We start from the raw sequence: 24200 nt of genomic DNA, 5'->3' as shown, positions 1-24200 counted from the left end.
GTTCAGGCTCCGGCAACCAGCGGTGCAAGGTGGCGGCGCGTAACCTGCAGCATCATCTCATGCAGCCGTCCGTTGGAAGCCACCACATTCCCGCTCCATACCGCCCGATCGCCGCCGCTGAAATCGCTGATCCGTCCCCCTGCTTCCGTCAGGATCAGGCTCGCTGCCGCGGCATCCCAGGGCGAAAGGCCCATCTCCCAATAGCCCTCAAACCGGCCGCAGGCCACATAACAGAGATCCAGGGCGGCCGAGCCGAGGCGACGAACGCCGCTGACTTGCAGGAAGAGCGCGCGGAAGGCCTCGAGGTAGATGTCCAGATGGTGTTTCTGTTTGAAGGGGAATCCCGTGGCCAGAAGGCTTCGCCCGGGCTCTGTGGTGGCCGAAACCGCGATGGCCGCACCGTTACAGGTTGCTCCGTCCCCCTTCTCAGCGGTGAAGAGTTCATCGCGTACCGGATCCAGCACCAGCCCGAACTGGATTTCGCCCTCCACCTCCAGGGCGATCGAGATCGAAAAAACCGGGATGGCATGAATGTAATTGGTGGTGCCATCGAGGGGATCGATAATCCAGCGGCAACCACCGCCATCCGCCCGGCTTGATTCCTCTGCATAAAAGGAATGAGCGGGAAAGGCACGGCTCAGCCGGTCGATGATCAGCTGTTCCGAACTCTTGTCGACAAAGGTGACGAAATCTGCCGCCCCCTTGAGATCGATCTGCTCCCTTTGAATGGCGCCGAAGTGGCGCATCAGTACAACGGCGGCTGCGCGCGCTGCGGCGATGGCCTCCTCCCGTTCCTTGCCAAGTCGTTGCATAGTTTCCCGATCCTGATATATTGCTCGAGGGGCCGGTGAAGGTCAGTCGGGTCGCAACTCCACCACGGTCACCCCGGTATTGCCTTCGTTCCAATGGCCCAGGCGCGCGGCGGCCACCCGCGGGTGGTCGCGTAGAAAACGGCCGATGGAGGCGCGTAGGGCCCCGGTCCCCTTGCCGTGGATGATGCGCACTTCGGAGAAACCCGCCATGACAGCCTCGTCCAGGTAGAGTTCGACGCGCGCAATAGCTTCATCGGCGCGCAAGCCGCGCAGATCGACCTCGTTACGCACGGCTTCCGACTCATCACGGGAGATCCGCGTGCCGCCCTGACGGCGCAGCCTTCGGCGGCTCACCTTGACCAGTTCCGCAAGCGGCGCCTTGATCTTCAGGCCCTCGACGCGCACCAGCACCCTCCCCTGCTGATCGGGTGCCGCAATCACCTCGCCGATGCCGCTCATCCGCGTCCAGCGCACGGCATCGCCGGTGTGGATCGGCCCCGGTTCCTCCGCCTCCTCAGGGGCTGGACTTTCCTCCTTCGTCTGCTCCATCACCGTCTCAACCTGCTGGCGTTGGGCCTCGAGGGCTTGCTTGGCCGTCCGGATCGACTCGGTTGTGGCCTGACTCTCACGAATCTCGCGGATCGTCTGTTCCATGGTGCTGTTGGCCTGGCGCAGGATCTCTTCGGCTTCCACCGCCGCCTTGCGCTTGAGGGCCTTTTCCTCGCGACGCAAGGCATCGCTGCGCTCCTGGTAGAGCTTGGCCAGGCCGCGGTATTCGGTCTCGCGCAGATCCGCCGCCCGTCCCGCTTCAGCAAAGTGCTGGATTTTACTCTCGAGCTCGAGGATCAAACCCTCCAGGCGGTCCTTTTGTGCCCCCACCAGCGCTTGCGACCGGCTGATCAAGGCGGCGTCAAGTCCCATCCGGCCTGCGATCTCGAAAGCATAACTCGATCCGGGTATCCCTGAACGGAAGTGATAGGTGGGCTGGAGGGTTGCGACGTCAAATGCCATGGAGCCGTTCTCCACGCCCTCGGTCCGGTAGGCAAAGGCCTTGAGGGCGCTCTGGTGCGTGGTCGCCAGCGTCAGAACCCGTTTCGCCGTCAGGGTTTCAAGGATGGCCATGGCGAGGGCGGATCCCTCCTCCGGATCGGTCCCGGCGCCAATTTCGTCGATGAGAACCAGACTGCCGGCTCCCGCTGATTCAACAATGGTTTTTAGTCCGGCGAGGTGCGAGGAAAAGGTAGAGAGATCATTGTCGAGCGACTGCTGATCACCGATGCTGGCGAAGACTTGCATAATGGTGCCGATGCGCGAGTGCGGCAAGGCCGGAATGTGCAGGCCGCTGCGGGCCATCAACGTGAGCAGGCCCACGGTCTTGAGCGCAACGGTTTTGCCGCCGGCGTTGGGGCCGCTGATGATGATGGTGCAATGGTTCTCGCCGAGGGTGATATCGAGAGGCACGACCGCCTTCTCCCCCATGCGCAGCAGCAGCAGGGGATGGCGGCCGCCGGCGATTTGCAGGAGGGGCACGTCGACCAACTCCGGGGGATAGGCATTGAGGCGGCGCGAAAAAAGTCCCTGGGCGTAGAGCAGATCGAGCTGGCCGAGCTGTTCGAGATTGTTCTCAAGGGCCGGCAGGGCCTCGCGCAGTAGATCGGCGAGGCGGCGCAGAATCCGCTCCTCTTCACGCACCTCCTCCGCCTGGATTTCGCGGATGCGGTTATTCTCCTCCAGCGCCTCGATCGGCTCGACAAAGAGGCTTGATCCGCTCGCCGACTGGTCGAGGACCAGGCCGCGGACCTTACGCTTGTACTCCTCCTTGATCATCAGCACCAGCCGCCCGTTGCGGACCGTAACGACATTCTCCTGAAGTACGCCCTGGCCCGCCAGGGTGCGCAGCAAGCTCTCCATATGCTGACGGGCCTGGTTTTGCGCCCGCGCCAGCTGCTTGCGCAGCGCAGCCAGTTCGGGCGAAGCATCGTCCCTTATCAGCAGGGTATTCTCGTCGATACAGCGGCGGATCTCCTTTTCGATCCCCTCCCGTATTTCAAGGCGGGCGGCGATTGGGTACAGATGGGGGGTCTTGTCACGGCGTGTCGCAAAATAGAGATGGAGCCTTCGGGCTGCGCCCAGGCTCTGCAAAACCTGGATAAGCTCTTCGGGAGGGAGGTAACTGCCGCCGATGCGCAGACTTTTAAGATGCGGAGTGAGATCCTGGATGCCGTCGATCGGCAGGGTCTGATCATAATCGAGCAGATCGCGCATTTCGGTGGTTTGCGCCATGCGTTCGGCCAGAAGCGATACCGTGCCGAGCGGTTCGAGAGCGAGGGCGCGGCGCCGGCCCAGGTCGGAACTGGCACTCTCGGCCAGTTTTTCGCGCACCCGATCAAATTCAAGCGTGACAAAAACGGAGATCATTGCCGCGACATGTCCTGATCAGAAGATTTCCGCGCCCCCCGCTCGGGGGCCACAACTTTGTCGACCACGAGTTGGGCGAAGCGAGACATGTGCGGAAAAAGGGAGGAGCGCTGCTGATAGTCTTCGAACCGGGGGCCCAGTTCGAGGCTGTTGATGGCCAGCGCGATAATACTGATGATAAAAGCCCCGCGGACAAAACCGATCACTCCGCCGCCGGCTTTGTCCAGAAAACTTTGCCCCTTGTCGCCGACCAGTTTGCGGAGCATGAAGCCGAACACGCGGAAGCAGAGGTGGGTGCCCAGCAAGGCGATGATAAAGCCGCTCACCCGGGTGGGCACGGCCTTGATAGCAGGCAGCAGGTTTTCCGCGTTGGCGCCCGCCCAACCGCCGTATTTGAGGGCCACGAGCACGGCGATGAGCCAGCCGGTCAGGCCGATCAATTCTTTGGCCATTCCGGTTTTGGCTCCCTGGTAGACGAACCAGATCAGGGCGGCGATGATGATGAGGTCAAACGGACTCATTCCCAGGTCCTGTCTTACTGCAATAAAAAAAGTGAATAGTGCGCCGCGATTGTGACGCCCTATTCACTCAATTCTGTTGCAGAAATCCGATCGCTACAGACTCAGTTTCCGGCGCACCATTTCGCTGACCATTTTGCCGTCCGCCCTCCCCTTGGTCTGGTTCATCACCAGAGGCATCACCTTGCCGAGGTCGCGGATCGTTTGGGCGCCCGCTTCCGCAAGGGCCCGGTCGACAATCGCTTCCACTTCGGCAACGCTCAGGGCCGCGGGGAGATAACTCTGGATCACGGCCAGTTCGGCCTCTTCCTTGGCGGCGAGATCGAGACGGCCGGCATCCTGGTAGGCTTGAATGGCTTCACGACGCTTTTTGGCGGCATTGGCAAGGACACCCAATTCCTCATCATCAGTCAGGTCGGCGCGTTTATCGATCGCAGCATCCTTGATCTGACCACGCAACAGGCGGATCGTGCCGAGACGCACCGTTTCGCCTGATTTCATGGCTGATTTCATATCCTCAGTGAGTCGGTCGAGAAGACTCATGGTCGCTCCAATGGGCCCAAAAGCCTGATTTTGTAGAGATTTAGCGTTCCATCATCTGCAATTTGCGCATCTTGCGACGCGCGGCATTGAGCTTACGTTTGCGTCTTTCGCTCGGTTTCTCAAAGTGCTGATGTTTTTTGATGTCAGACATCAAGCCTGCTTTTTCGCAAGCCTTGGTAAAACGCTTTAAAGCTCTTTCGAAGGGTTCGTTTTCACGAATGCGAACTCCCGGCATTCAGAAATCAACCTCCTTTCGGTTCGATTTTTTTAACTCTGTCTCAAAATTTAATAAAAAACAAGCAGAGAAGCAAGGAGTTTTTCGGCATTTCATGGCGTCCCGGCCGGCCGTTAAAATGGTTGGCGATGCGCTTTTTTATTGCTTTGTTCGCGATTTTAATGTATCCTATAGGCGGCGTCCTGTTTGAACCTTTTGCATCTGATCCTTCATCTCGTGGAGGTCTTATGATCAAAAAAATCCTGCTCGCCATCCTCATTCTGCTGATTGCCGGCATCGCCTACCTCTATGTCAACAAGGACAAGATCGCGCGCATGGCCGTCGAAAAGAGCGTACCCCTGATCGAATCCTCCCTGCTCGACAACATCCCCGCCGATGTCAACAAAGAGGAGGTCAAGGAGGTGTTTGCCCGCGTGGACGCCCGGATCAAGGAGGGCAAGATCGATTTTGTGCAAATGCAGGGCCTCATCCTCAATTTCAGAGATGCCCTTAAGGACCAAAAGGTGGATTCAGTCGAATTCCACAAGGTTTATGAAGCAATGAAAAAGCTCGCGGGCCAGTAGCCGGCGGAGAGGGATTCCGGAATTGCCACATGCACCCCGTACCGGCTGGAGGAAGATCATCGGAAACATAAAGCCCCACCGCCTGCTCGAACGGATCATGCCGCCCCCGCGCTGGCGGCTCCCCGTCGTCGTTTTGTTCGGCCTTCTCGCCGGGCTCGGGGGGCTCACCCTGCGGCTGGCGCGGGCGACTTCCTACTTATCCGATGATCCGATCACGTGCCTCAACTGCCACGTCATGCGCCCGCAATATGCGACCTGGCAGCGCAGCAGTCATACGCGTGTGGCATCCTGCAACGACTGCCATGTCCCCCACGACACCTTCATCCGCCACTATGGCTTCAAAGCCAGGGACGGCCTGCGTCACGCCTTCATGTTCACCTTTCGCCTCGAGCCCCAGGTGATCCGGATCAAGCCGGCGGGCGCCGCGGTAGTCCGGGAAAATTGTATCCGCTGCCACCGCCAGCTTGTCGAGCAGCTGCCGATGTACCGTTTTGCAGCAGCGAGCCCGCGAGCCGGGGCCCCGGCCCAGGGCTGTATCGCATGTCATGCCGCCACCCCCCATGGCCTGGTCAACGGCCTGGCTTCCGTCCCCATGGCACGGCTGCCGCGGCTCACACCGGCAGCGCCGGCCTGGCTGCTGCAATGGACTGAAAAAATCGGCCCCTTGCCCGCACCCTAATCCCGATGGAGAGTTAATAATGCGCCACAAATCCATGCTGCAAAAGCCCTGGTTCTACTGGCTGCTCTTCTTCGCCACCGCGGCCGTTGTCTTTTGCCTCGGCCTCTTCGGCGCATCGATCATGGAGCGCCGCAGTGAATCCTATCAGCTCCTGCAGCCCATCAAACCTCTCGCCGAATGGGAGCCTCGCAATTCGGTCTGGGGTGAGAATTATCCGCGGGAGTACGAAACCTACCGCGCTACAGCCGACACCTTGTTCTCCAGCCCGCATGGAGGCTCTGCCACCATCGATGTACTCGAGCGCTATCCCCGTCTGATTGTGCTCTGGGCGGGCTACGCCTTCAGCCGAGAATACAAACAGGGTCGCGGCCATTACCACGCTGTCGAGGATATCCGCAACACGCTGCGAACAGCTGTGCCCCAGCCGGGCACCTGCTGGTCCTGCAAGAGCACCGATGTCCCACGGCTGATGAACAGCATGGGCATCGCGGAATTCTACAAGGCCAAATGGACCGATCTCGGGCCCGAGGTGGTCAACAACATCGGCTGCCAGGACTGTCACGATCCCAAAAGCATGAACCTGCGCATCACCCGGCCTGCGCTGATTGAGGCATTCCAGCGCCAGGGCAAAAAAATCGAAGCCTCGACTCACCAGCAGATGCGCTCCGAGGTCTGCGCCCAATGCCACGTCGAATACTACTTCAAGGGTAAAACCGAAAGGTATCTGACCTTCCCATGGGACCAAGGCGTCACCGCCGAGGAGATCCAGAGCTATTACGACCGGATCGAATACGTCGACTGGACCCATGCGATCAGCGGCACCCCCATGCTCAAGGCGCAGCACCCCGATTGGGAGATCTTTCAAATGGGCATACACTTCCAGCGCGGCCTCGCCTGCGCGGACTGCCACATGCCATACCGTAGCGAAGGCGGCGTGAAATTCACCAACCACAAGATTGCAAGCCCCCTCGAAAATATCGCCACAACCTGCCAGGTCTGCCACCGCGAAAGCGAACAGACCCTACTCCAGAATGTCCTGGACCGGCAGGAAAAAGTGCGCCAGCTTGCCGGGATCGCCGAAGATCTTTTGGTTAAAGCTCATATCGAAACCCGGGCAGCGCTGCAACAGGGCGCAACCCCCGAACAGGTCAAGAACATCCGCCAGCTGATCCGTGAGGCGCAATGGCGTTGGGATTTTGTCTCGGCCAGCCATGGCGGCAGCTTCCATGCACCGATCGAGTGCGCCCGGATCATGGGCACCGCCATCGACAAAGCCGCCGCGGCCCGCACCCTGCTCGCCGCTCTGCTGAGCCATCTCGGAGCCCCTCTGCCGGTGCCCATGCCCGACCTTTCGACCAAGGATAAAGCGCAAGCTTTCATTGGACTCGACATGGCACAGCTGCGGCGCGAAAAAACCGACTTTATGCGCACCGTGGCAGCGAAATGGGGCCAGCCGGCCGAATGACCTCCGCTGCAGCCGACAGGCGTGAACGCCACCTCGAATTTGTGGTCTCACCGGACCAGGAGAAGGAACGCCTCGACCTCTTCCTTGCCAACCGCCTCCCGGCAGTCACCCGCGCCCGGATCAAACGCCTGATCGACGAGGGCGCTGTGACCGTCGATGGCGCGGCCTGCAAGGCGGGTCATCCTGTGCGCCCCGGAGAGATCATCACCGTCGACTTTCCTCCGGCCCCGTCCGGAACCGTCGCCGCCGAGGAGATCCCCTTGGATATCCTCTATGAGGACGAGCATCTTCTGGTGGTCAACAAGGCCGCCGGCATGGTGGTTCATCCCGCTTATGCCAATCTGAGTGGCACCCTGGTCAACGCCCTGCTCGCGCACTGCCGCAACCTCTCCAGCGTCGGGGGCGAGGCCCGCCCGGGACTGGTCCACCGCCTGGACAAGGAAACCTCGGGACTGCTGGTCGTGGCCAAGGATGACCTGACGCATGTCGGTTTGGCCCGCCAGCTTGCGGAACGCAAGATGGAGCGTGAATATCGCGCCATCGTCTGGGGCCATCTCAGGCAGCACCAGGGCACGATCCAGGCTGCACTGCTTCGTAATCCCAAAGACCGGCTGCGCATGGTGATCCATCCGGATGGCAAGATGGCGGTCACCCATTACCGGGTACTGGAGGAGCTGCCCCTCACCAGCTATATGCAGCTCAACCTCGAAACCGGGCGGACCCATCAGATCCGCGTGCATATGGCCAGCCTCGGCCACCCGGTTTTTGCCGATGCGACCTATGGCGGGCGTTCCGGTCAGCTCGCCGGCCTCAATCATGAGAGAACACAGCTCGGACTGCAGCTGCTCAAGCGCTACACACGGCAGATGCTCCATGCGCGGACGCTGGCATTTGTGCATCCTGTCACCGGCGCATTGCAGCGTTTCGAGAGCGCCATCCCCGCCGACATGCAGGCTCTGCTCGACGAGCTACGTCAATATCAAGCCACCGGCTGAAAACTTTTCCATCCGTTACGCGTACAAGAGACAAACCGGGGCAGCCGTGATGCCCGATCTACAAAGTCCTATCAGGAGGAGCGTATGATGAAAATTGCACTGCTTGCGCCGCTGCTCTGGGTTGTTCTTAGCAGCGCCCAGGCGGAAACCGTCACCCTCGACAAGACCATCAAGGCCGGCGGGGAAATGACCCTCTCGTTCCGCTGCGACGGCGGCAAGGTCGAGCTCTTCCGCAACGAAAACAACGATTGCCATGCCTGGGTTGAATACGACCAGAAACGCTGCCACACTGAGTTGAACTATGACGACGACACCCGGACCCTCGAGCTCTTCATTGACCACGATAATTGGGAAATGACCAAAAAAAGCGGCGACGAGAAATCGAAATATGCCCGGGTGCGTATCGGCCTGCCGTCCAAAGCGGATCTCAACCTGGATCTGGTGGTCAAAGCCGGTGAGCTCAAAATGACGCTGGGTGATCTCCATATCCAAAGCCTCGAAGTGCGCAGCTATGCCGGCGAAAGCCATATCGATTTCGACAAGCCCAACCGCTGCGAATTGAAGACCTTCGACGTCGATTTCAAGGTCGGCAAGGTCCAGCTTGTCAACCTGGGCAACGCCAACTTTTCCGAAGCGGACATCAACAGCAGCGTCGGCGAAATGTCCATCGATTTCAACGGCGAAAAGATCCGCCACGCCATGGCCCGCGTCGACCTGGAGATCGGCGAGACCACTATCATCGTCCCGGAGGATATCGGTGTCAAGGTCAAGGTCTCCAAATTCCTCTTCCTTTCCAACGTCGATTATCCCAACTGGTTCACCCAGGAGGGCTCCTACTATTATTCACGCAACTATGAAAAGGAGAAGGATTCGCTCTACCTGGTCGTCTCCACCGGCATCGGCACGCTCAAGATGCGCGTTGACAAACGGGAGGATCACTAGGCCATCCTCCTTCGCGCCTTCGGTCCGGAGGCGATCGGGTTCCATATCGCCCTGATACTCACCCTTCTGCTTGTCGTTGCCGCTAACCTCTGGGCCCAGGGAGAGGTCTACCTGGTATACGGCTCGGATACGAGCATTTGGGACGGTCTCGATGTCAACTCTTTCGTCTGCCATTACAAGCCGGAGACCTATTCCAGCCCCGCCAGCAACGCGGCCCGGGTCATCGATCCGGCTTTCCGCGCGAAATTGCTCGATTCCGCCGGCCAGCCGCTCCCCCTCACCTGGTGGATGCATGGCGGCAATGTCTTCCGTTATGCTGATAACTGCGATGTGCCTCTCCCCAACACCATCGCTTTGCACCTGATGAAGCGCTATTACAGCCAACCCCTCAAACAGGTGGGCGATGAGCTGACCCTCCATTACCACACCTGGGTCTGGAACGATGAAAATGGCGACGGCCGCTATTACTGGAACCAGGCGCGCAATTTTTCCGAGTGCCGCGAAGACTTTGATATCACCCTCTGCCATTACCTGCTGGAGGAGGAGATCTTCCCGGTTTCGTTTCGAAGCGGCTGGCATTACATGGATAATGAATGGCAAAACTACATCGACAAGTTGATTCCCTTCTGCCTGCATGACGCCTGGCCGGACAAACGACTCCAGGATGATGAACCCAGCGACAACATCTATGACTGGTCGCTCTCTTCTTCCGAGTGGGTGCCGTTTCACCCCTCCCTGACCAACTACCAGCTGCCGGGCGCAGCCAGGGGCTGGAACGTGCGCTGTATCAAGATGAACAGCCTCACCGCAACGATTGTCAATCAGATGTTCGCCAGGGCGGCGGCAGGTAAGGACCAGCTGGCTTGCCTCTGGTCGCATCTTCCCGAAACCGACTTCCCCGACCAGATCCGCAATGCCCATGACCTCATCACCGCCACAGCCAAACGCTATCCCGGAGTCCACTTCCACCATATGACCGCCGTCGATGCCTTCAAAGCCTGGCTGAAGACGCCGGATGACCAGGCACCGGCGCTCACGTTTACTGATCAAGGCGGCGAGGAGCCGCGCTTCCTCATCCAGACCGACGAGCCCATCTTCCAGACGCAGCCCTTCGTGGCCGTCAAGGATATATACAGCCGCTACCAGATCTTGTCCTGCACGCCCACCGGCGTAAATAAGTGGGAGGCGGTATCTCCCGTCAAACGGACGCAGCTGGCTAAGGCGGGTGTCGCCTTGACCGACACCGTCGGCAATCAGAGTCTGCAGCTCATCCGCTATCTGCCCGACGATCTTTTTCTCGACAATGAGTCGGAGGGTTACCGCGAGCTGGTGGGAGGATTCACAATCATCGATCAGTACGCCTGGGGTACCGATGCCCGCGTAGCGCGTGTTGCGGCGGGGGATTCGGCGGTGATCCGCCTCGACCTGCCCGTGCGCGAAAAGGGACTCTATCAGCTCTTCTTTCAGCAAACTCCTGTATCCCAGCCCATGGACACCCTGACGCTGGTCTTGACGCAGTCAGGGCGTCAGGAATGGCGGCGTGAGATCGCCGGTCCCTGGGAGGCGAAGCAGTGGCAGCGCGCCGCCACCTGTACACTCGATCCCGCCGCTGCGCCGGCGCTCTACCTGATCGCCCGTAATCGCAGCAGTTCTTCCCGTTCGTTCAGCATTGATGCACTCAGGATCACGCCGCTCATCCCCGACCGTCAATTGCTGATCTCGCCGCACCTTCTCACCTTCGGCGAGATCAGCCTTTTCACACCAATCGAAAAGCACCTGCTGCTGCAGAATACCGGCAAGGAGCCCCTGCGGATCCATTCCATCTCCAGCCAGCAAGGCTTATTCATCCCGAGCCGGCAAGGGCCGCTGGAGTTGCCGCCCTTCAGCGAGGTCACCTTGTCGATACGCTTCCGCGCCGAGCAGACAGTGACGGCCACCGATTCCCTGATCATCCTCAGCGATGATCCCATCACACCGCGTAGTATCCTGCCCATGACGGTGCAAGCGAATGCCTATTTCATAACCGTGGATAATGCAGATTCTTCTGGCTATCGCGAGTATGGGGACTGGCGCACCTCGAACGCACAGGCCTGGGGCCCCAGCAGCCGCTATGTCAATCTCAGCGACGGCCCGGGCACCTTCGCCCAGTTTACCGTCCATCTGCCTCTTGCCGGGCGCTACAGCCTGGCGATCATCGTGCCCAAGACAGCCAATGCCAGCGATCATGCCCTCTACCGGATCCTCTGCGGCGGCCGTACCCTGGATTCGCTCTACGTCGATCAGAACAGCAGCAGCGGCACCTGGGTGACCCTGGGCGAGTATGATCTATCCGCCGGCGTGCCGGTTCTGGTGCAGGTCATCCACGCTGGCGGGCAGAATGCCGGCACGGTGCTACGTGCGGATGCCATCCGCTTCACCCTCCTCGGCTACGGCACCGGTGTGGCCCGGCGCCAGTTCACCCCGCAACCTGTTGAGGCGCAGCTCTTCTCCCCCTATCCCAACCCCTTTAACACCTCCACTGTGCTCCGCTTTTATCTTCCGTCGGAAGGGGAAGTCAATCTCGATATCTATGATGTCCAGGGGCGCCGCGTGCGCAGCCTAATTTCGGGCCGTGCGGGAAAGGGAGAGCAGGAGAGCGTCTGGGATGGAAGGGATGAAGCCGGGCGTCTGGCTGCCTCGGGGCTCTATTTTGCCGTGCTCTTCGGCACGGACTTTATGATCTCAAACCGCATGTTTCTGATCCGGTAAATTCAGCAAAGGAGATTCCATCATGAAGTCACTTCCATTTTTCCTGGTTTTCCTGCTCTTCGCGCTGCTGCTCTTCTCCGGCTGTGCTCCCGGCACCGGCAAATATACGGCTGCCGGGCCGGCCGGCTTTTTCGACGGCGTCTGGCACGGCTGGATTGCTCCCGTCACCCTAATCATCGGCCTCTTCGATGACCAAGTCCGCATATACGAGCCCTTCAACCGGGGATGGTGGTACGATTTCGGCTTTTATATTGCGGTGATCTCCGGTTTTGGCGGCCTCTCGCTCTCCCGCCGCAGAAAACACTGACCGCCTGGACATAAAAAAGCCGGATCATCCAATCCGGCTTTTTTTACTCAAGCAGCTTATTCCGCGCCGCTATCCTTGGCCTCCTCCTTTTTCTTCACCTCCTCAAACCACGCCGGGAAGCGTTCCTCCGCCTCCTCTTCGGTGATCTTGCCGGTGAAGCCGGTGAGGTTGATGGGGTAATCGGCCGGGTGGAAAATCGCAAAGAACATGTGATAGAGCAGAATAGCCAGGAATGCAAGCCAAGCCTCATAAAGATGAATGGTCTCGGCTACCTTGACAATCCAGGCGGGCAGCAGATAGGTGGCGGTCGTCGGAAACCAGAGGATAAAACCGGTCAAAGCCATGACCAAGGTGCCCCAGACGAGGGCCCAGTATTCCGCTTTTTCGACATAGCCATAGCGCCCGAAATTGGCGCGCTCCTTGCTCATCCCCAAATGAAATTTCATATTGGCAATGAACTGGCGGACATCGTTGATGCCGGGAAGCAGGGCTTGCAGCTCGCCTCGGGCGCTGCGCGCAAAGGCGAGGTAGCCGAGGTGATAGAGCCCGGCCGCCAGCATCACGGCGGCGGCGATTCGGTGAATCGTCCCGCGCAGCCATTCGTTCAGACCGAGCGTCGTGAGCAGCCGGGCCCACGTGGTATTCGGGTATTTGAGGGCAAAACCGGTGATCACCAGGAGAGTGAAGGAGATCAGGATCGCCACATGCTGAATAATCCACTGGCGGTCGAAGCGCTGGATCGTCTTTTGGAGTTTGAGGGCCCGCCATTTGGCGCGGGCATATTTGAACCAGATGATCAGGTTGTGAAGCACCATGCCACCGATCACCACAACAATCAGCCAGATGTACGCCTTGCCGATATAAGCGGCCAGGGCATCGCCAAAAGAATTGGGTCTGGCATGGATATAGCTCCGAGAAAATTCCTGGCTGGCGTTGGGATGACAATAGCCGCAGGTCTTGCTCAGATTGGCCACATGAATGGTTGAGGCCGGATCGGATTGTGGCAGGATGGCGTGCACTCCGTGGCAGCTGGTACAGTTAGCCGCCACCTTGGAACCGCGGTGGGTAGCCAGACCATGATAGCTGCCACGATACGACGTAACCGGATCGAGGTTGATACCATATTTTTCATTCAGTTGCAGCATGCCATGACAGGAAGCGCAGATCTTTTCAGAGACATTGCTCGCTGCAGTGGGAGAGTTATTATCGTTCGGCGAAAGGATTTCGTGTTCACCGTGGCAATAGGTGCAGGTGGGCACATCGGCAATCCCCTTGGCAAGGTCCTTGCCGTGAATGCTTGTATCAAATTCGGCCTGTACATCGCCGTGGCAAGTGCCGCATGTTTTAGAAATATTAGCCCGGTTGACCGGAGATTTCGGATCGCTCGCTGCCCGCAGATTGTGGACTTCGTGGCAGCTGCTGCAGGTGGCGGCGCCATCGTTGCCATTCATAAGCGCCTTGCCATGAACCCCACGGCTGAATTTTTCCACCGGTGCTGCGATCCGGATATCGTGCTTCTCCGCCAACCCCTTGTCGCGATGGCACGCGCCGCAAGTTGATGGAAGATGGGCGGGATGGGTGCGGGAGGCGGTTTCCAGAGAACTTAGGATATCATGCTTACCGTGACAGTCACTGCAAACCGGAGCATCCTGATCGCCTGCGGCCAGGGCGCGTCCGTGCAGGCCCTTGGCGTACTCCGCGGCGGCATCGCCATGACAGCGGGCGCAATCGACCCGCTTGAGGGGGGTATCATGGGGATCCCCCACCGCATCGCGGTGACAGTCCGAGCAATTCAACCGGCCATGTACGGATTGGGCGAAAAGAGCTTCATTGACGTAAAGAGAATCCTCGCCGCCGGTCACATTGGGTCGCGTCATCGAGGAATCGCCATGGCAGGCGGCACACGGGCTTTGCGCGAAAGCGCCCGCTGCAGCCAATACAATCAAGAGCATGAAGCAGAGGCCTGACTTTTGCATGGTTCGGTCTTTCGCTTCGTGGTGGGATGAGAATAAAAACCTCGCGCTGCCTGGGGATGGCAGCGCGAGAAAAAAGGTGGTGCCTTGCCGACCGGTCAAGGCGAAACCGGACGTGTCCGAATCAGCTCTTGGGTGCAGGATGCGCAATGAGCTTGAAGGCCTCTTCCGCCTTGAAGGGCTTGAACGTCGGGCTTTCCTGATTGTGGCATTTGACGCAGCTCTTCTTGTCGCCGGGGTTATAGGCGACCGCAGCAGCGTCCTGGGTCTTGGCCTGAAGCGCCTTCATGACCTTCATCGACTGATAGAGCGAGCCGGGGCCGTGGCAGGTTTCACAGGTCACGCCCTCTTCCATCTTGTAGGTGGCCGCTTTCGCGGTGGCGGGAGCATCGTAGGCGGTGACATGGCATTTGAGACATTTGGCCGATTTTTGCGGATCTTCGATGCCGGCCTTTTTCCCGACCGCTTTGGCCTCCTCAGTGGCCAGGGTGGCATACGCACTGGCATGTTTGCTCTTGGACCAGATGGGATAGGCTTCGCCCTTGGCCTTCGCGGAATGGCACATTTTGCATTTGGCGGCGCCGATGTATTGGGCTTTATCGGCCTGGGCGAAAAGGGTCACGGCAAAGACCAATGCCAGGACGAGGATCAGGCCCCTCACAAAGACACGTTTTTTCATTGTTTACCTCCAGCAGGTTGAAGTACTTGTAATGCATCGCTATTAAATAACCAATAAAAGATGAAAATTGCAACAGCAAAATTCATCACCCGGCGAAATAAGAGCGATTTGCATCCCTAATAACGCAAAATTCGTTAATAAGTTCATTCCGGGGGCTCTTTTTTTTCATCATCGCCCGGCATCTCCCAGCGCTCCATGCGCGAATAGAGCTGCCGGCGAGTGATGCCGAGCAGCCGCGCCGCCTTGCTTTTATTGCCCTCTGCCCTGGCAATGGCGCGCTCTATGAGATGGCGCTCCATCTCGTCGAGAGTGGGCAGTTCATAGGCGGACCGCAGCGCTGCCTCACCCTGCAGCTCTTGGCCGCGCAGATGGGCCGGGAGATCGTTGAGGGTGATGGGTTTGCCACCAGAAAGGATCAGCGCCCGCTCGATGATGTTTTCCAGTTCGCGGACATTGCCCGGCCAGCCATAGGTCATCATGCTTTGCAGGGCGGCGGCGTCGATACCCGTCGGATCCGCATTCTGCCGCGCGAGAAAGTGGGCCACCAAATCGGGTATATCCTCTGGCCGTTCGCGCAGCGGCGGCAGTTGAATTGGAAAAACATTGATCCGGTAGTAAAGATCCTCGCGGAAGGTCTGGCTGCGCACCGCGGCTTCGAGATCCCGGTTGGTTGCCGTGAGGATGCGCGCTCGCATGGTCAGGGTCTCCGTCCCGCCCAGCCTTGTGAATTCACGCTGCTGCAGAACCCGCAGCAGCTTGACCTGAGTCGCCGGCGCCAGATCGCCGATCTCATCCAGGAAAATCGTCCCCGCATCGGCCATTTCGAATCGGCCCGGCTTTTGCCGCTCCGCTCCCGTGAAGGCCCCCTTCTCATGGCCGAAGAGCTCGCTTTCGAGCAAGGTCTCCGGCAGAGCGCTACAGTTCACCGCGATGAAAGGGGCTTCGCTGCGCCGGCTGCGCTCATGGATCGCCCGCGCCACCAGTTCCTTGCCGGTGCCGCTCTCCCCACGGATGATCACAGTGGCATCGGTCGGCGCCACCTTCTCCACCAACTCATAAACCTTCTGCATCGCGCCACTCTGGCCCACCAGATTTTCGAGCGAAAAACGCTCCTTCAACTGGACCCGCAGGTCCCGGTTCTCTTCCTGCAGTTGGTGCTTATCCAGAATATTGCGGATCTTGAGACGCAGCTCCTCGATTTCGAAGGGCTTGATGATATAATCGAACGCACCGACCTTCATCGCCTCCACAGCCGTCCGCGCATCGGCGTAGGCGGTCATCAGCAGGACCTCGGTCTCGGGCATGCTGGCCTTGACCTTTTTGAGCAGCTCCAGCCCGCTCATTCCGGCCATTTTGATATCACTGACAATCACATCAAAGCGTTCAAGGGAGAGCGCCGCCCAGGCCGCTTCACCACTATCGGCGGTCGTGACCGCCAATTGCGGCGTTGCCAGGGCTTCGCGTAGCACCGCGCACATCCGTTTTTCGTCGTCCACGATCAGGAGCTTGGCTGTTTTTATCTCCATCCTTCACTCCACCTTGATCAATTGCCCAGGGTTATGCGCATCAGGGTCCCTCCGCCGGGGGCGTCGAGGGCTTCGATCTCCCCGCCGTGCGCTTCGACGATTCGTTTGCAGATCGCCAGCCCCAGTCCGGTACCGTTCGCTTTAGTCGTGAAGAAGGGCTCGAAAATCTCCCTGCCGCGACCTTGCAGTCCGGCTCCGTGGTCTTCCACCTCAATAACCACCTGTCTCCATCCCCGCCGCCGCTGTTCCTTGAGCCGGAGGATGATGGCCTCGCTCTCCGTCTCGCCGAGCGCCTGCCGGGCATTGATCAGCAGATTCAGCGCCACCTGTTCGATCTGTGCGGGATCGCATTGTATCCACAGCTCGGAGAGCCCGCATTCCCAGGTTACGGTGGCGCCCTGGCGGGAAAAGCCCGTGGCCACTCCCTGCAGCAGGGGGACCAGATCGCAGCGGCGTCGTTCCAGCCGCGGTTCGCGCGCGTAGGCGAGAAAGTCCGTGATGATCCGGTTGAGGCGGAGGATCTCCTCGTCGATATAGCCAAAAAACTCGTCGGTGCGCTCGTGCTGCGTTTGTTTTTCCCGCAGCACATCCGCCGTGCTCTTGATGATGGCCAGGGGATTGCGGATTTCGTGTGCGACGGTCGCCGCCATCTGCCCCATGCTCGCCAGACGCTCCGATTGATAGAGCCGGCTCTCGGTACGCACAAACTGGAGCATCGCCAGGGTCAAAAAGACGGCCAGGGCAGCGAGGAGCAGCACGCTGATGCTGACGCCGATGTAGAGCGCCCGGTAAAACTGGCCGGTTGTGCGCAGGAATCCGGCGCTGGCCTCCAGCACGAGGATGGCTGTTTTGCCATAGACATCACCGACGGGTGTATAAGCGCTCTTGAAGTGATTGCCGGCAACCGTATGCAGCCGAGAGGCACGGGTGGCGCCGCCAAGAGCCGCGCGGATCTCCAGACTATCTTCCGCCACATAGCTTCGCCCGGCCACACCCTCCAGATCGCGGCGGGCGTCGAGTACCACTCGGCCCTTCGGATCGATGAGGTAAGCCGCCTCCAAATCCTGATCAAGGCGGATGCGGGTCAAAATGGTGCGGAGCAGCTCCGCATCCGTCGCATCGGAAAAGCTGACCGCACTGCGCTCGATGAGATCCGAAGTCAGCGAGGCGGCGGTCATCAGCCGCTGGTCGAGTCCCTGTTCGAGTTCCCGGCCCATATGTTTGAGGAAGAGATAGGAACCGAGATTGTAAAGTAGCAGAAACAAAAAGGTAACCAGCATCACCGTCGCGACGGTCCATTTGCGGCGTTGCAACAAGCGCTGCTGCACGGGAGGAAGAACAGAAGTCTCCGGCCGAATCATGGCTCTGCCCTCGCTCCGGCCTCCTGGTGTGCCAGGGCCGATTGGACGGCCGTGAGGACCTCCTCCGCGGTAATCGCCCGCATGCAAGCCATGTCGGGGCAAAGGTCGCGGTGGCAGCGGCTGCAATCCAGAGCATGATAGACGAGGCGATGGCCCACCGCGGCCGGGTAAGGGAACCAGATGTCGGGTTCGCCCGGGCCGAAGATCCCGACCGTCCGGGTGCCCACGGCGGGGGCGAGATGCAGCGGCCCACAGTCATTGCTGACATAGACCCGCAACTGAGACAGCAGGGCGGCGAAGCGCCGCAAGGGGAGGGGTTCCGGCCGCGCCAGCGGGAAGGGCAGCAGCCGGTAAACCGCATCGATGATCGGCTCCTCGCCCGGCCCCATCGTGAAGAGAGTCTGCATCTTCGCCTCGTGCAAGCGGGTGGCGAGAGCGGCAAATCGCTCGGGAAACCAGCGTTTGGCCGGCCAGGTGGCGCCCGGATGCAGGCCGATGACCGGCCGTTGCAGATCGTATCCCCGGTCTTCGAGGTACTGCCGCGCCTCCACCTTTTCCCCGGGCGTGACGGTGATGACGGGCAGCAGCGGCTCTCCGGTGATGCCGAGCGGGGCGAGATAACTCAGGTGGAAAGCGATGGCTGTCATCCGCTCGCCCGGATCGGGGATGCGGTGGGTGTAGAGGTAACGCCGGCCGCGGAAATCGCCGCCGATGCGCCGGCGCGCCCCGCTTAGATAGAGCAGCATGGCTGAGCGCGGATTGCCGAAGAGGTCGATCGCCACATCCCACCGATGCCGCCGCAGGCGGCGGATCAGGCCGATCTGGCTGCGTTCATCGCCGCGCCGGAAGGAATAAAGCTCGTCCACAGCCGGATGATGCTCCAGCAGATGATGGTAGGGGGCCTCCGCCAGATAGCCGATGCGGGCCTCTGGATAATGTCGCCGCAGCGCCGCCAGCAGCGGGGTGGTGAGAATGATATCCCCCATGAAACGCAGACGCGACACCAGGATGGCGCGGAGCGGCCCCGGAACGATCGGTGGGCCGCTCCAGACGGCGGTGTCGGGCTTTTCTTTCGCAGACACAGACGGCCCTCTTCAGCGGAGCAGCAGCAACTTGCGTGCGAGAGTATGGCCGCCCTGGCTTAGACGATAGAGATAGGTGCCGGAGCTCAGGGAGCGGCCGTCGACGTGGATCTCATGACGCCCGGCAGTGTACATGCCTTCCGCCAGCACCGCGACTTCGCGTCCGAGCAGGTCATAGAGCGCCAGGCGTACGGTGCCCGCCTGCGGCAGTTCAAAGCGGATGGAGGTAACCGGATTGAAGGGATTGGGATAATTCTGTTCCAGTATGAACCGGGCGGGGAGGGTCACCTCCGGTTGCTCCACTGCCGTCGGGTTGGTAGTTTTGAGAACGACCACCAAGTTGTCCAGATAGATCGATCCACTGACAGCCGATCCAGCCGCCGGCGCCAGTTGGATACTGTCAATGGTCAATTTGTTGCCGTCCAGCATGCCATTGGTCGCCAGCCAGGAGCCGACCACGCCGGGATCGCTCAGCTTCCATTCCACCAACCGCCAGCCGTACCAATCGATCTTAACCCACTGGGTCACCTCCGGCAGGGTGTTCTTGGCAGGCACCTCATCGATCGCCAGACGCAGCAGCGAGCCACTGCCGTCGCCAAAGACCTGAATTTGCAGAGTATAGGTCGTGTCGAAAAAGACGGTGGCCGGGGTCGTTGCCGGATCGAGATAGACGCGGCACAGGTGCTCGGCTGCTGCGGTATCCCACTGATAGCGCAGGGCCGCGGAATATTTTTGCGTTCCAAGGGAATTGGGAAGATAGACCGTCCGGTCCATTTCAAAAAGGGTTTTGGCGGCAATGGTGCCCACCGTGGAGCCGCTGTAGCCGGGATCCTTCCAGTTGCTGGCGCCGAAGAACTTCTCAATGGTCACCTCTTTCAGCGTACGTTCACCCCGCGTCGTCAGATCCAGATCGATAGGCTGCGGGATGCTATTGCCGGAGGTGTCGCTGAGGGTCGGCTTAAGGAGCAGATGAAAGTTGGTGTTGATCTCGAGCGGTTTGGCCGGCTGGATCGAAAGCACGGAGCGGTTTCCTACAGGCACATGGGACCACATCGATTTCACGGGCACCCCGTCCAGGGTAACAAGGATCGTGGAATCCTTTATGGAAGCGGGCAGGATCCGTTCATTGAACACCAGGTTGATCACCCCTTCAACCGGCATGGGCTCATCCGGCCCGGCTGGGTACAGGGCGACCAGTTCCGGGCCGTTAAGATCACGGGCATCGGTCGTGAAACGTATTTGAAATGATCCGCCCGCGGCTCCGTCGGCATCGCCATCCAGCGCAGTGCCGTTGCGATCGCTGGCGGCGTCACTCAGGTTCAGGGTATAGGTCGTAGCGAACGAAAGGGGTGCCGCCGGCTGCAGGGTCATGATGTGGTAGTCAGCGCTCCAGGAGATCTTGCCTACCACAATCGCGGGCGTGAAGCTGAGAGCGGCCGCCACCGAGGTAGAATCCATACCCTTGCTGAAGACGAGTACCAGGTCATCGCCGACATGAACGGTATCGCCGTCAGCGGGGGTTGTGGTGGAAACCTGCGGCGCAAAGGAGGGCACCGGTCCGGCTTCGGCGACTTCCGAGGGCAGGGATTCGTTCCAGAACCGGTCCAGGAATGTCGCATAGTAGTAAAACGAGCCGGCGTGATCCTGTAAGCCATCAAAATGGTCGGTGTAGTTGATGCTGCCGTTGCACCAGAGCATCTGGCGGATGGCATCGCGTTCTGGATGAGGGTCATTGGTTTCGAGGCGATACAGGGCAATGCGCCCGGGCGCGATCGAGCCGGCGGGCAGGGTGACCGTCACCTGGTATGTGAGCGAATCGACGCGATTCACCGTGAGCAGGGGGGCCGCGGGAACGACATCGGACAGAAATTTGGCCGCACGGACCTTGGTCTTGTTCGGGAAGAAACTCGCGGCGGCTTCCTTGAAAAAGAGGTTATCCTCCCAGGAACCATAACTGAAGAACTGGAACCCGTCGACCCAGGGAACCAGACGGCAATATGCAGCGATCTCGGTGTGACGGTCCATAATCCGGTTTTCGCTGAGGATATAGGAGGGCGGGCCGACGCTGAAAAGCCGACCGGCGGCGATCCCCTCCTGAATATAGGTCCCCCAGCTGGCGGAGGAACCGGTCAACATGTTGTAAAAACCGGCCCCGGTAGTCCAGTGGTAATGCATCGGCACCAGCTGATCGATGTAACCGCGGTTGAACCAGAGGGCTGCATCCTGATAGACCGTACCATAGCCCTGCCAGCCGCCCCAGTTGTAATTTCCGAGCGCCGCGGCCGAAAGACGGACCCAGGGCTTGGCCTCCTGGACGGAATCGTGCAGGGTATGCACGAATTCAGTGACCGACCAGCGCCACCACTCTTCCCAGGAGGCGAATCCGGACGGCACCCCCGCGCTGTAAGGATGGTCGATATCATAAAGATAACGCGAGGCCATATTGGCCTGCAGGTCGGCGAGTTCGGACTCGCTGATCTGGCCATCCAGCCGTGGCCGCGCCGGCTCCTTCTGTAGTGCGGTTGCGCCCGAATACTCGTTCCAGCGCACGTAATCGAGATGCAGGCCGTCTATGTCATATCGGCGGACCAGATCCATCGCCACAGCGACGGTATAGTCGCGCACTGCGGCAAGGCCCGGTGAGAAGCAGCGGTCGGAACTCATGGGCTCGCCACTGCTGTTGCGGCAAACCCATTCGGGATGCTTCTGCACCGCCGCACCGGATGTGCTCGAACTGACGTTGAAAGCGTTGAACCAGGCATGCAGCTCCATGCCGCGGCTATGGGCCTCCTCAATCGCATAGGCCAGGGGATCAAATCCTGGATCGGCTGCGTCGAGGTAAGCACCCCAGGGTTCAAAAGGAGAACTATAATAGGCGGTGCCTCCCTGGCGAACCTGCCAGAGGACTGCGTTCATGTTGGCCTTCTGATGATCATCAAGGATCTTGCGGATGCGCGCCTTGACGGTCTCGACCGGCTGGTGGCCGCCATAGATTTCCCAGGTGATGACCCATGTGGCGCGGAATTCGGTGTTATCCGCAGCGAGCAGAACGGAAAAAAGGATCAGTACCAGAACGATGATGCTGTTTCGTTTCATTTCACGCCTCAATAAGGATTCAGGGCAAAAAAAACCGCTGCGGCCGCCCTGCGGCAGAATCTTCGCAGCGGTTTTACCCAGCTGAAGTTAACGGATGATGACAAGCTTGCGAACGGCGGTGTCGCCTTTCTTGTAGAGCAGCGTATTGGTGGCCGAATCGTATTGATCCGCTGTGACTTCAAAGTGGACAATGTAGATGCCGCTGACCACCACCTGACGAGATGAGGTGATCGAGTTCCAGCTCTCATCACCGCTGCCGTCTTCATGTTCGATGCTGTTGATCAGATCCCCCCGCTCCGTAAAGATCCGGATCCGGCAATGGCCGGGAATGTCATAGAACATGATCTTGTCCAGATCGTTCACCGTGCCAAACTGCAGTGCGCGGGAGCGGATATTGTAGGGATTGGGAACCACACGGATCCCCTCCAGGGTTTGCCCCGCCTGCCGGCGCAGATAAGCTGGTTCGGTGGTCTGGGTGTAATAGCGGCTGCTCAGCAACGGACCGGTTGGATTGCACTCGCCGGTCGTGTTCTTGCTGCCGTCATTGAACGCGGAAACATAGTAATAGTACGAGATGCCGCGGATGGCCGAGACATCAGCAAAGGCGTGGATCTCCTTGCTGCCGCTGTAAATCTCCTGGAAGACGGTATCGGTGCGGCCGACCGCGCGAAAAACCTTGTAACCGGCGAAATCGGCATCTCCCTCCGATGGGCTGGCGGTCCATGAAATGGTGATGCGGTCGCCGCCCGATTTGACGTCCACCAGGGGCGGAGGCAGTGGCGGTTGAGGGATTTTGTACTGGGCATCCATCGCCCGTTTGGCGCGGCCAAAGGTGAGCAGGATCGAATCCTTGCCGGTGAAAACCCACTTGTTCTTGTAGACATCCTTGTCGTTGGTGGTGCTGCCATCGGGGAGGGTGAAAGGCCCTTTGTCGGCCGGATCGAGATAGGCCTTCTTCCAGCGGGCGCCGATGGTCTCACACTGCTGCCGGTTGATCCCGGAGACGCCTTCGGCTTCGACAATGGTAACCGATTCGCCGTGCTGGAGATCCCATGGGCCGTAACACACCCAGAGGTTGGTGCCGCCGCCGTCGTTGTGTACGGTGGAGGGATCAGGGTGGGTGGCCATATAGGTTTCATCAAAACGGTTGGTACCGCCCAGTCCCATGTAGGGATTGCCGCTGATCACGTTGTAGAGGATGCCCATCGATACTTCCCCTTCCTTGGTGTAGCTGGTGACACCCGGGTAAGAATCGCCCGCATGCCACCCCAATTTCAGGGGTTGCGCCGGATCGTCGCTGTGATCGCTGGCCGACTTGTCGACATGGAGAATCGCCACACCCGCGTGCTGCGGGGCGGCCAGGCGGCCGTTTTTGGAGAGGTAGGGACCTCCGATATTGTCAAAAGCGTTGACCGGATTCTGACCGGCAAATTCAAAACCGCAGCGGATCCAGTCGACTATGGGGTTGGCTTCGGTTATTTTTTCGCCATAGTGCTCGGCATAATTTTCGCCGCGTCTGGTAACCCAACTGAATTTGCCATAGGTCTGGGCCCCGCCAATGGGACTGGCTCCCTCCCGGCACACCGAATAGCGGACCCCAAAACTGAACCGGACCCCCGTCAGCGGCCGGGTCAGTTCGATCTCGTCGTCATAATCCACATTGCCGGTGTTCTCCAGCGTCCAGGTCTGGATGAAGTAATTATTGTGATATTGCTGGCTGAAGGCATAAATGGTGCGGGTTATGGTCAATCCGATCAGGGTGTTGACCTTGTTTATCACTATGCGGTCGGGGATAATCGAGGGATCGATCTCATCGACATCAGAAGCATAGGGAGCGCTGATATCAATGCCGTCCACATAGACGACGGGCAGTGCGAATTTGGCGATCTGCTTCAGCTCCACCGGAAACAAGGCGGTCCCGACATTGCCCTCGGAAAAGGTGATGGCAAAATTCTCGAAATGCTCGTCGCGCGGATTGGTAAAGTTCGTGCAGCCGATCCACTGGCGGCGGATCACCGAGTTGTCCTGATAATAATAGCCCGCCGGCCAGCGCAGCCCTTCATAATAGGTATTGTTCCAGGCGCGGTCCGAACCGTAGGCGGTGTAATGGTTCTGCAACTCGCCGATACGGATATAGCGCCGGTCGGTTGAAACCACCTGGGAAAGTGCCGCTGCCCAGATTCCGGAGAGCATCAGGGTGAGGATGATCCCCTTGATTCCAGGCATTGGGGGGTGCTTGGTTCTTGTCATTTGAATTC

19 protein-coding genes are annotated in these 24200 nt (G+C 59.5%); 7 read left to right on the top strand and 12 right to left on the bottom strand.

The window, feature by feature from the left end; genetic code table 11:
• Positions 1-2 precede the first annotated feature (2 nt).
• From PLH32_03435 to rpsU, 5 genes are all read right to left on the bottom strand, one after another.
• On the bottom strand, positions 3-812 hold the full coding sequence (locus PLH32_03435) for an inositol monophosphatase family protein (protein ID HQJ63641.1): 810 nt from the start codon (positions 810-812) through the stop codon (positions 3-5).
• A gap of 42 nt (positions 813-854) precedes the next feature.
• Entirely contained in the window at positions 855-3230 is a 2376-nt protein-coding gene (locus PLH32_03430; GenBank protein ID HQJ63640.1) for an endonuclease MutS2, read from the bottom strand.
• Entirely contained in the window at positions 3227-3751 is a 525-nt protein-coding gene (locus PLH32_03425) for a CvpA family protein (GenBank protein ID HQJ63639.1), read from the bottom strand. Before PLH32_03425 ends, PLH32_03430 begins: the two co-directional genes overlap by 4 nt.
• A 93-nt stretch (positions 3752-3844) precedes the next feature.
• Positions 3845-4291: a GatB/YqeY domain-containing protein gene (locus PLH32_03420; GenBank protein ID HQJ63638.1), complete on the bottom strand. Its 447-nt coding sequence runs from the start codon at positions 4289-4291 to the stop codon at positions 3845-3847.
• Positions 4292-4331: 40 nt separating this feature from the next.
• Positions 4332-4526, bottom strand: coding sequence for a 30S ribosomal protein S21 (rpsU, locus tag PLH32_03415; protein ID HQJ63637.1), 195 nt, complete (start codon positions 4524-4526; stop codon positions 4332-4334).
• Between the two features lie 227 nt (positions 4527-4753).
• Here rpsU and PLH32_03410 point away from each other — a divergent pair, with 227 nt between their 5' ends.
• The 7 genes from PLH32_03410 (at position 4754) to PLH32_03380 (ending at position 12225) form a co-directional block, all read left to right on the top strand.
• Positions 4754-5089 (top strand): hypothetical protein, encoded by a 336-nt coding sequence (locus PLH32_03410; GenBank protein ID HQJ63636.1) that lies wholly within the window; start codon positions 4754-4756, stop codon positions 5087-5089.
• Between the two features lie 22 nt (positions 5090-5111).
• Positions 5112-5768, top strand: coding sequence for a cytochrome c nitrite reductase small subunit (gene nrfH, locus PLH32_03405; GenBank protein HQJ63635.1), 657 nt, complete (start codon positions 5112-5114; stop codon positions 5766-5768).
• Between the two features lie 19 nt (positions 5769-5787).
• Positions 5788-7233: an ammonia-forming cytochrome c nitrite reductase gene (nrfA, locus tag PLH32_03400; protein ID HQJ63634.1), complete on the top strand. Its 1446-nt coding sequence runs from the start codon at positions 5788-5790 to the stop codon at positions 7231-7233.
• Positions 7230-8228 carry an RluA family pseudouridine synthase gene (locus tag PLH32_03395; GenBank protein HQJ63633.1) on the top strand — a complete coding sequence of 333 codons (999 nt, stop codon included), beginning with the start codon at positions 7230-7232 and terminating at the stop codon, positions 8226-8228. The genes nrfA and PLH32_03395 overlap by 4 nt, the downstream gene beginning before the upstream one ends.
• 84 nt (positions 8229-8312) lie before the next feature.
• Positions 8313-9170: a LiaF-related protein gene (locus tag PLH32_03390; protein ID HQJ63632.1), complete on the top strand. Its 858-nt coding sequence runs from the start codon at positions 8313-8315 to the stop codon at positions 9168-9170.
• A gap of 246 nt (positions 9171-9416) precedes the next feature.
• Complete coding sequence (locus PLH32_03385; protein HQJ63631.1) at positions 9417-11918, top strand: FlgD immunoglobulin-like domain containing protein; 2502 nt, start codon at positions 9417-9419, stop codon at positions 11916-11918.
• A gap of 22 nt (positions 11919-11940) precedes the next feature.
• Positions 11941-12225 (top strand): hypothetical protein, encoded by a 285-nt coding sequence (locus PLH32_03380; protein HQJ63630.1) that lies wholly within the window; start codon positions 11941-11943, stop codon positions 12223-12225.
• Positions 12226-12281: 56 nt separating this feature from the next.
• Here the strand turns inward: PLH32_03380 and PLH32_03375 are convergent, their stop codons facing one another.
• From PLH32_03375 to PLH32_03345, 7 genes are all read right to left on the bottom strand, one after another.
• Positions 12282-14201: a cytochrome c3 family protein gene (locus tag PLH32_03375; protein ID HQJ63629.1), complete on the bottom strand. Its 1920-nt coding sequence runs from the start codon at positions 14199-14201 to the stop codon at positions 12282-12284.
• 121 nt (positions 14202-14322) lie between these two features.
• Positions 14323-14877 carry a cytochrome c family protein gene (locus PLH32_03370; protein ID HQJ63628.1) on the bottom strand — a complete coding sequence of 185 codons (555 nt, stop codon included), beginning with the start codon at positions 14875-14877 and terminating at the stop codon, positions 14323-14325.
• Between the two features lie 143 nt (positions 14878-15020).
• The gene (locus tag PLH32_03365) at positions 15021-16403 is read right to left on the bottom strand and encodes a sigma-54 dependent transcriptional regulator (protein HQJ63627.1); all 1383 of its coding nucleotides are present in this window, start codon (positions 16401-16403) and stop codon (positions 15021-15023) included.
• 17 nt (positions 16404-16420) lie between these two features.
• Entirely contained in the window at positions 16421-17716 is a 1296-nt protein-coding gene (locus PLH32_03360) for an ATP-binding protein (protein HQJ63626.1), read from the bottom strand.
• Between the two features lie 44 nt (positions 17717-17760).
• Positions 17761-18846, bottom strand: coding sequence for a glycosyltransferase family 9 protein (locus PLH32_03355; protein ID HQJ63625.1), 1086 nt, complete (start codon positions 18844-18846; stop codon positions 17761-17763).
• Positions 18847-18858: 12 nt separating this feature from the next.
• Positions 18859-21942: a family 10 glycosylhydrolase gene (locus tag PLH32_03350; protein ID HQJ63624.1), complete on the bottom strand. Its 3084-nt coding sequence runs from the start codon at positions 21940-21942 to the stop codon at positions 18859-18861.
• An 87-nt stretch (positions 21943-22029) separates the two neighbouring features.
• Complete coding sequence (locus PLH32_03345; GenBank protein ID HQJ63623.1) at positions 22030-24192, bottom strand: fibronectin; 2163 nt, start codon at positions 24190-24192, stop codon at positions 22030-22032.
• Positions 24193-24200 lie beyond the last annotated feature (8 nt).

Source organism: bacterium (assembly GCA_035419245.1).
Lineage (GTDB): Bacteria > Zhuqueibacterota > Zhuqueibacteria > Residuimicrobiales > Residuimicrobiaceae > JAKPUX01.
This window is presented reverse-complemented; position numbering and strand designations above follow the sequence as displayed.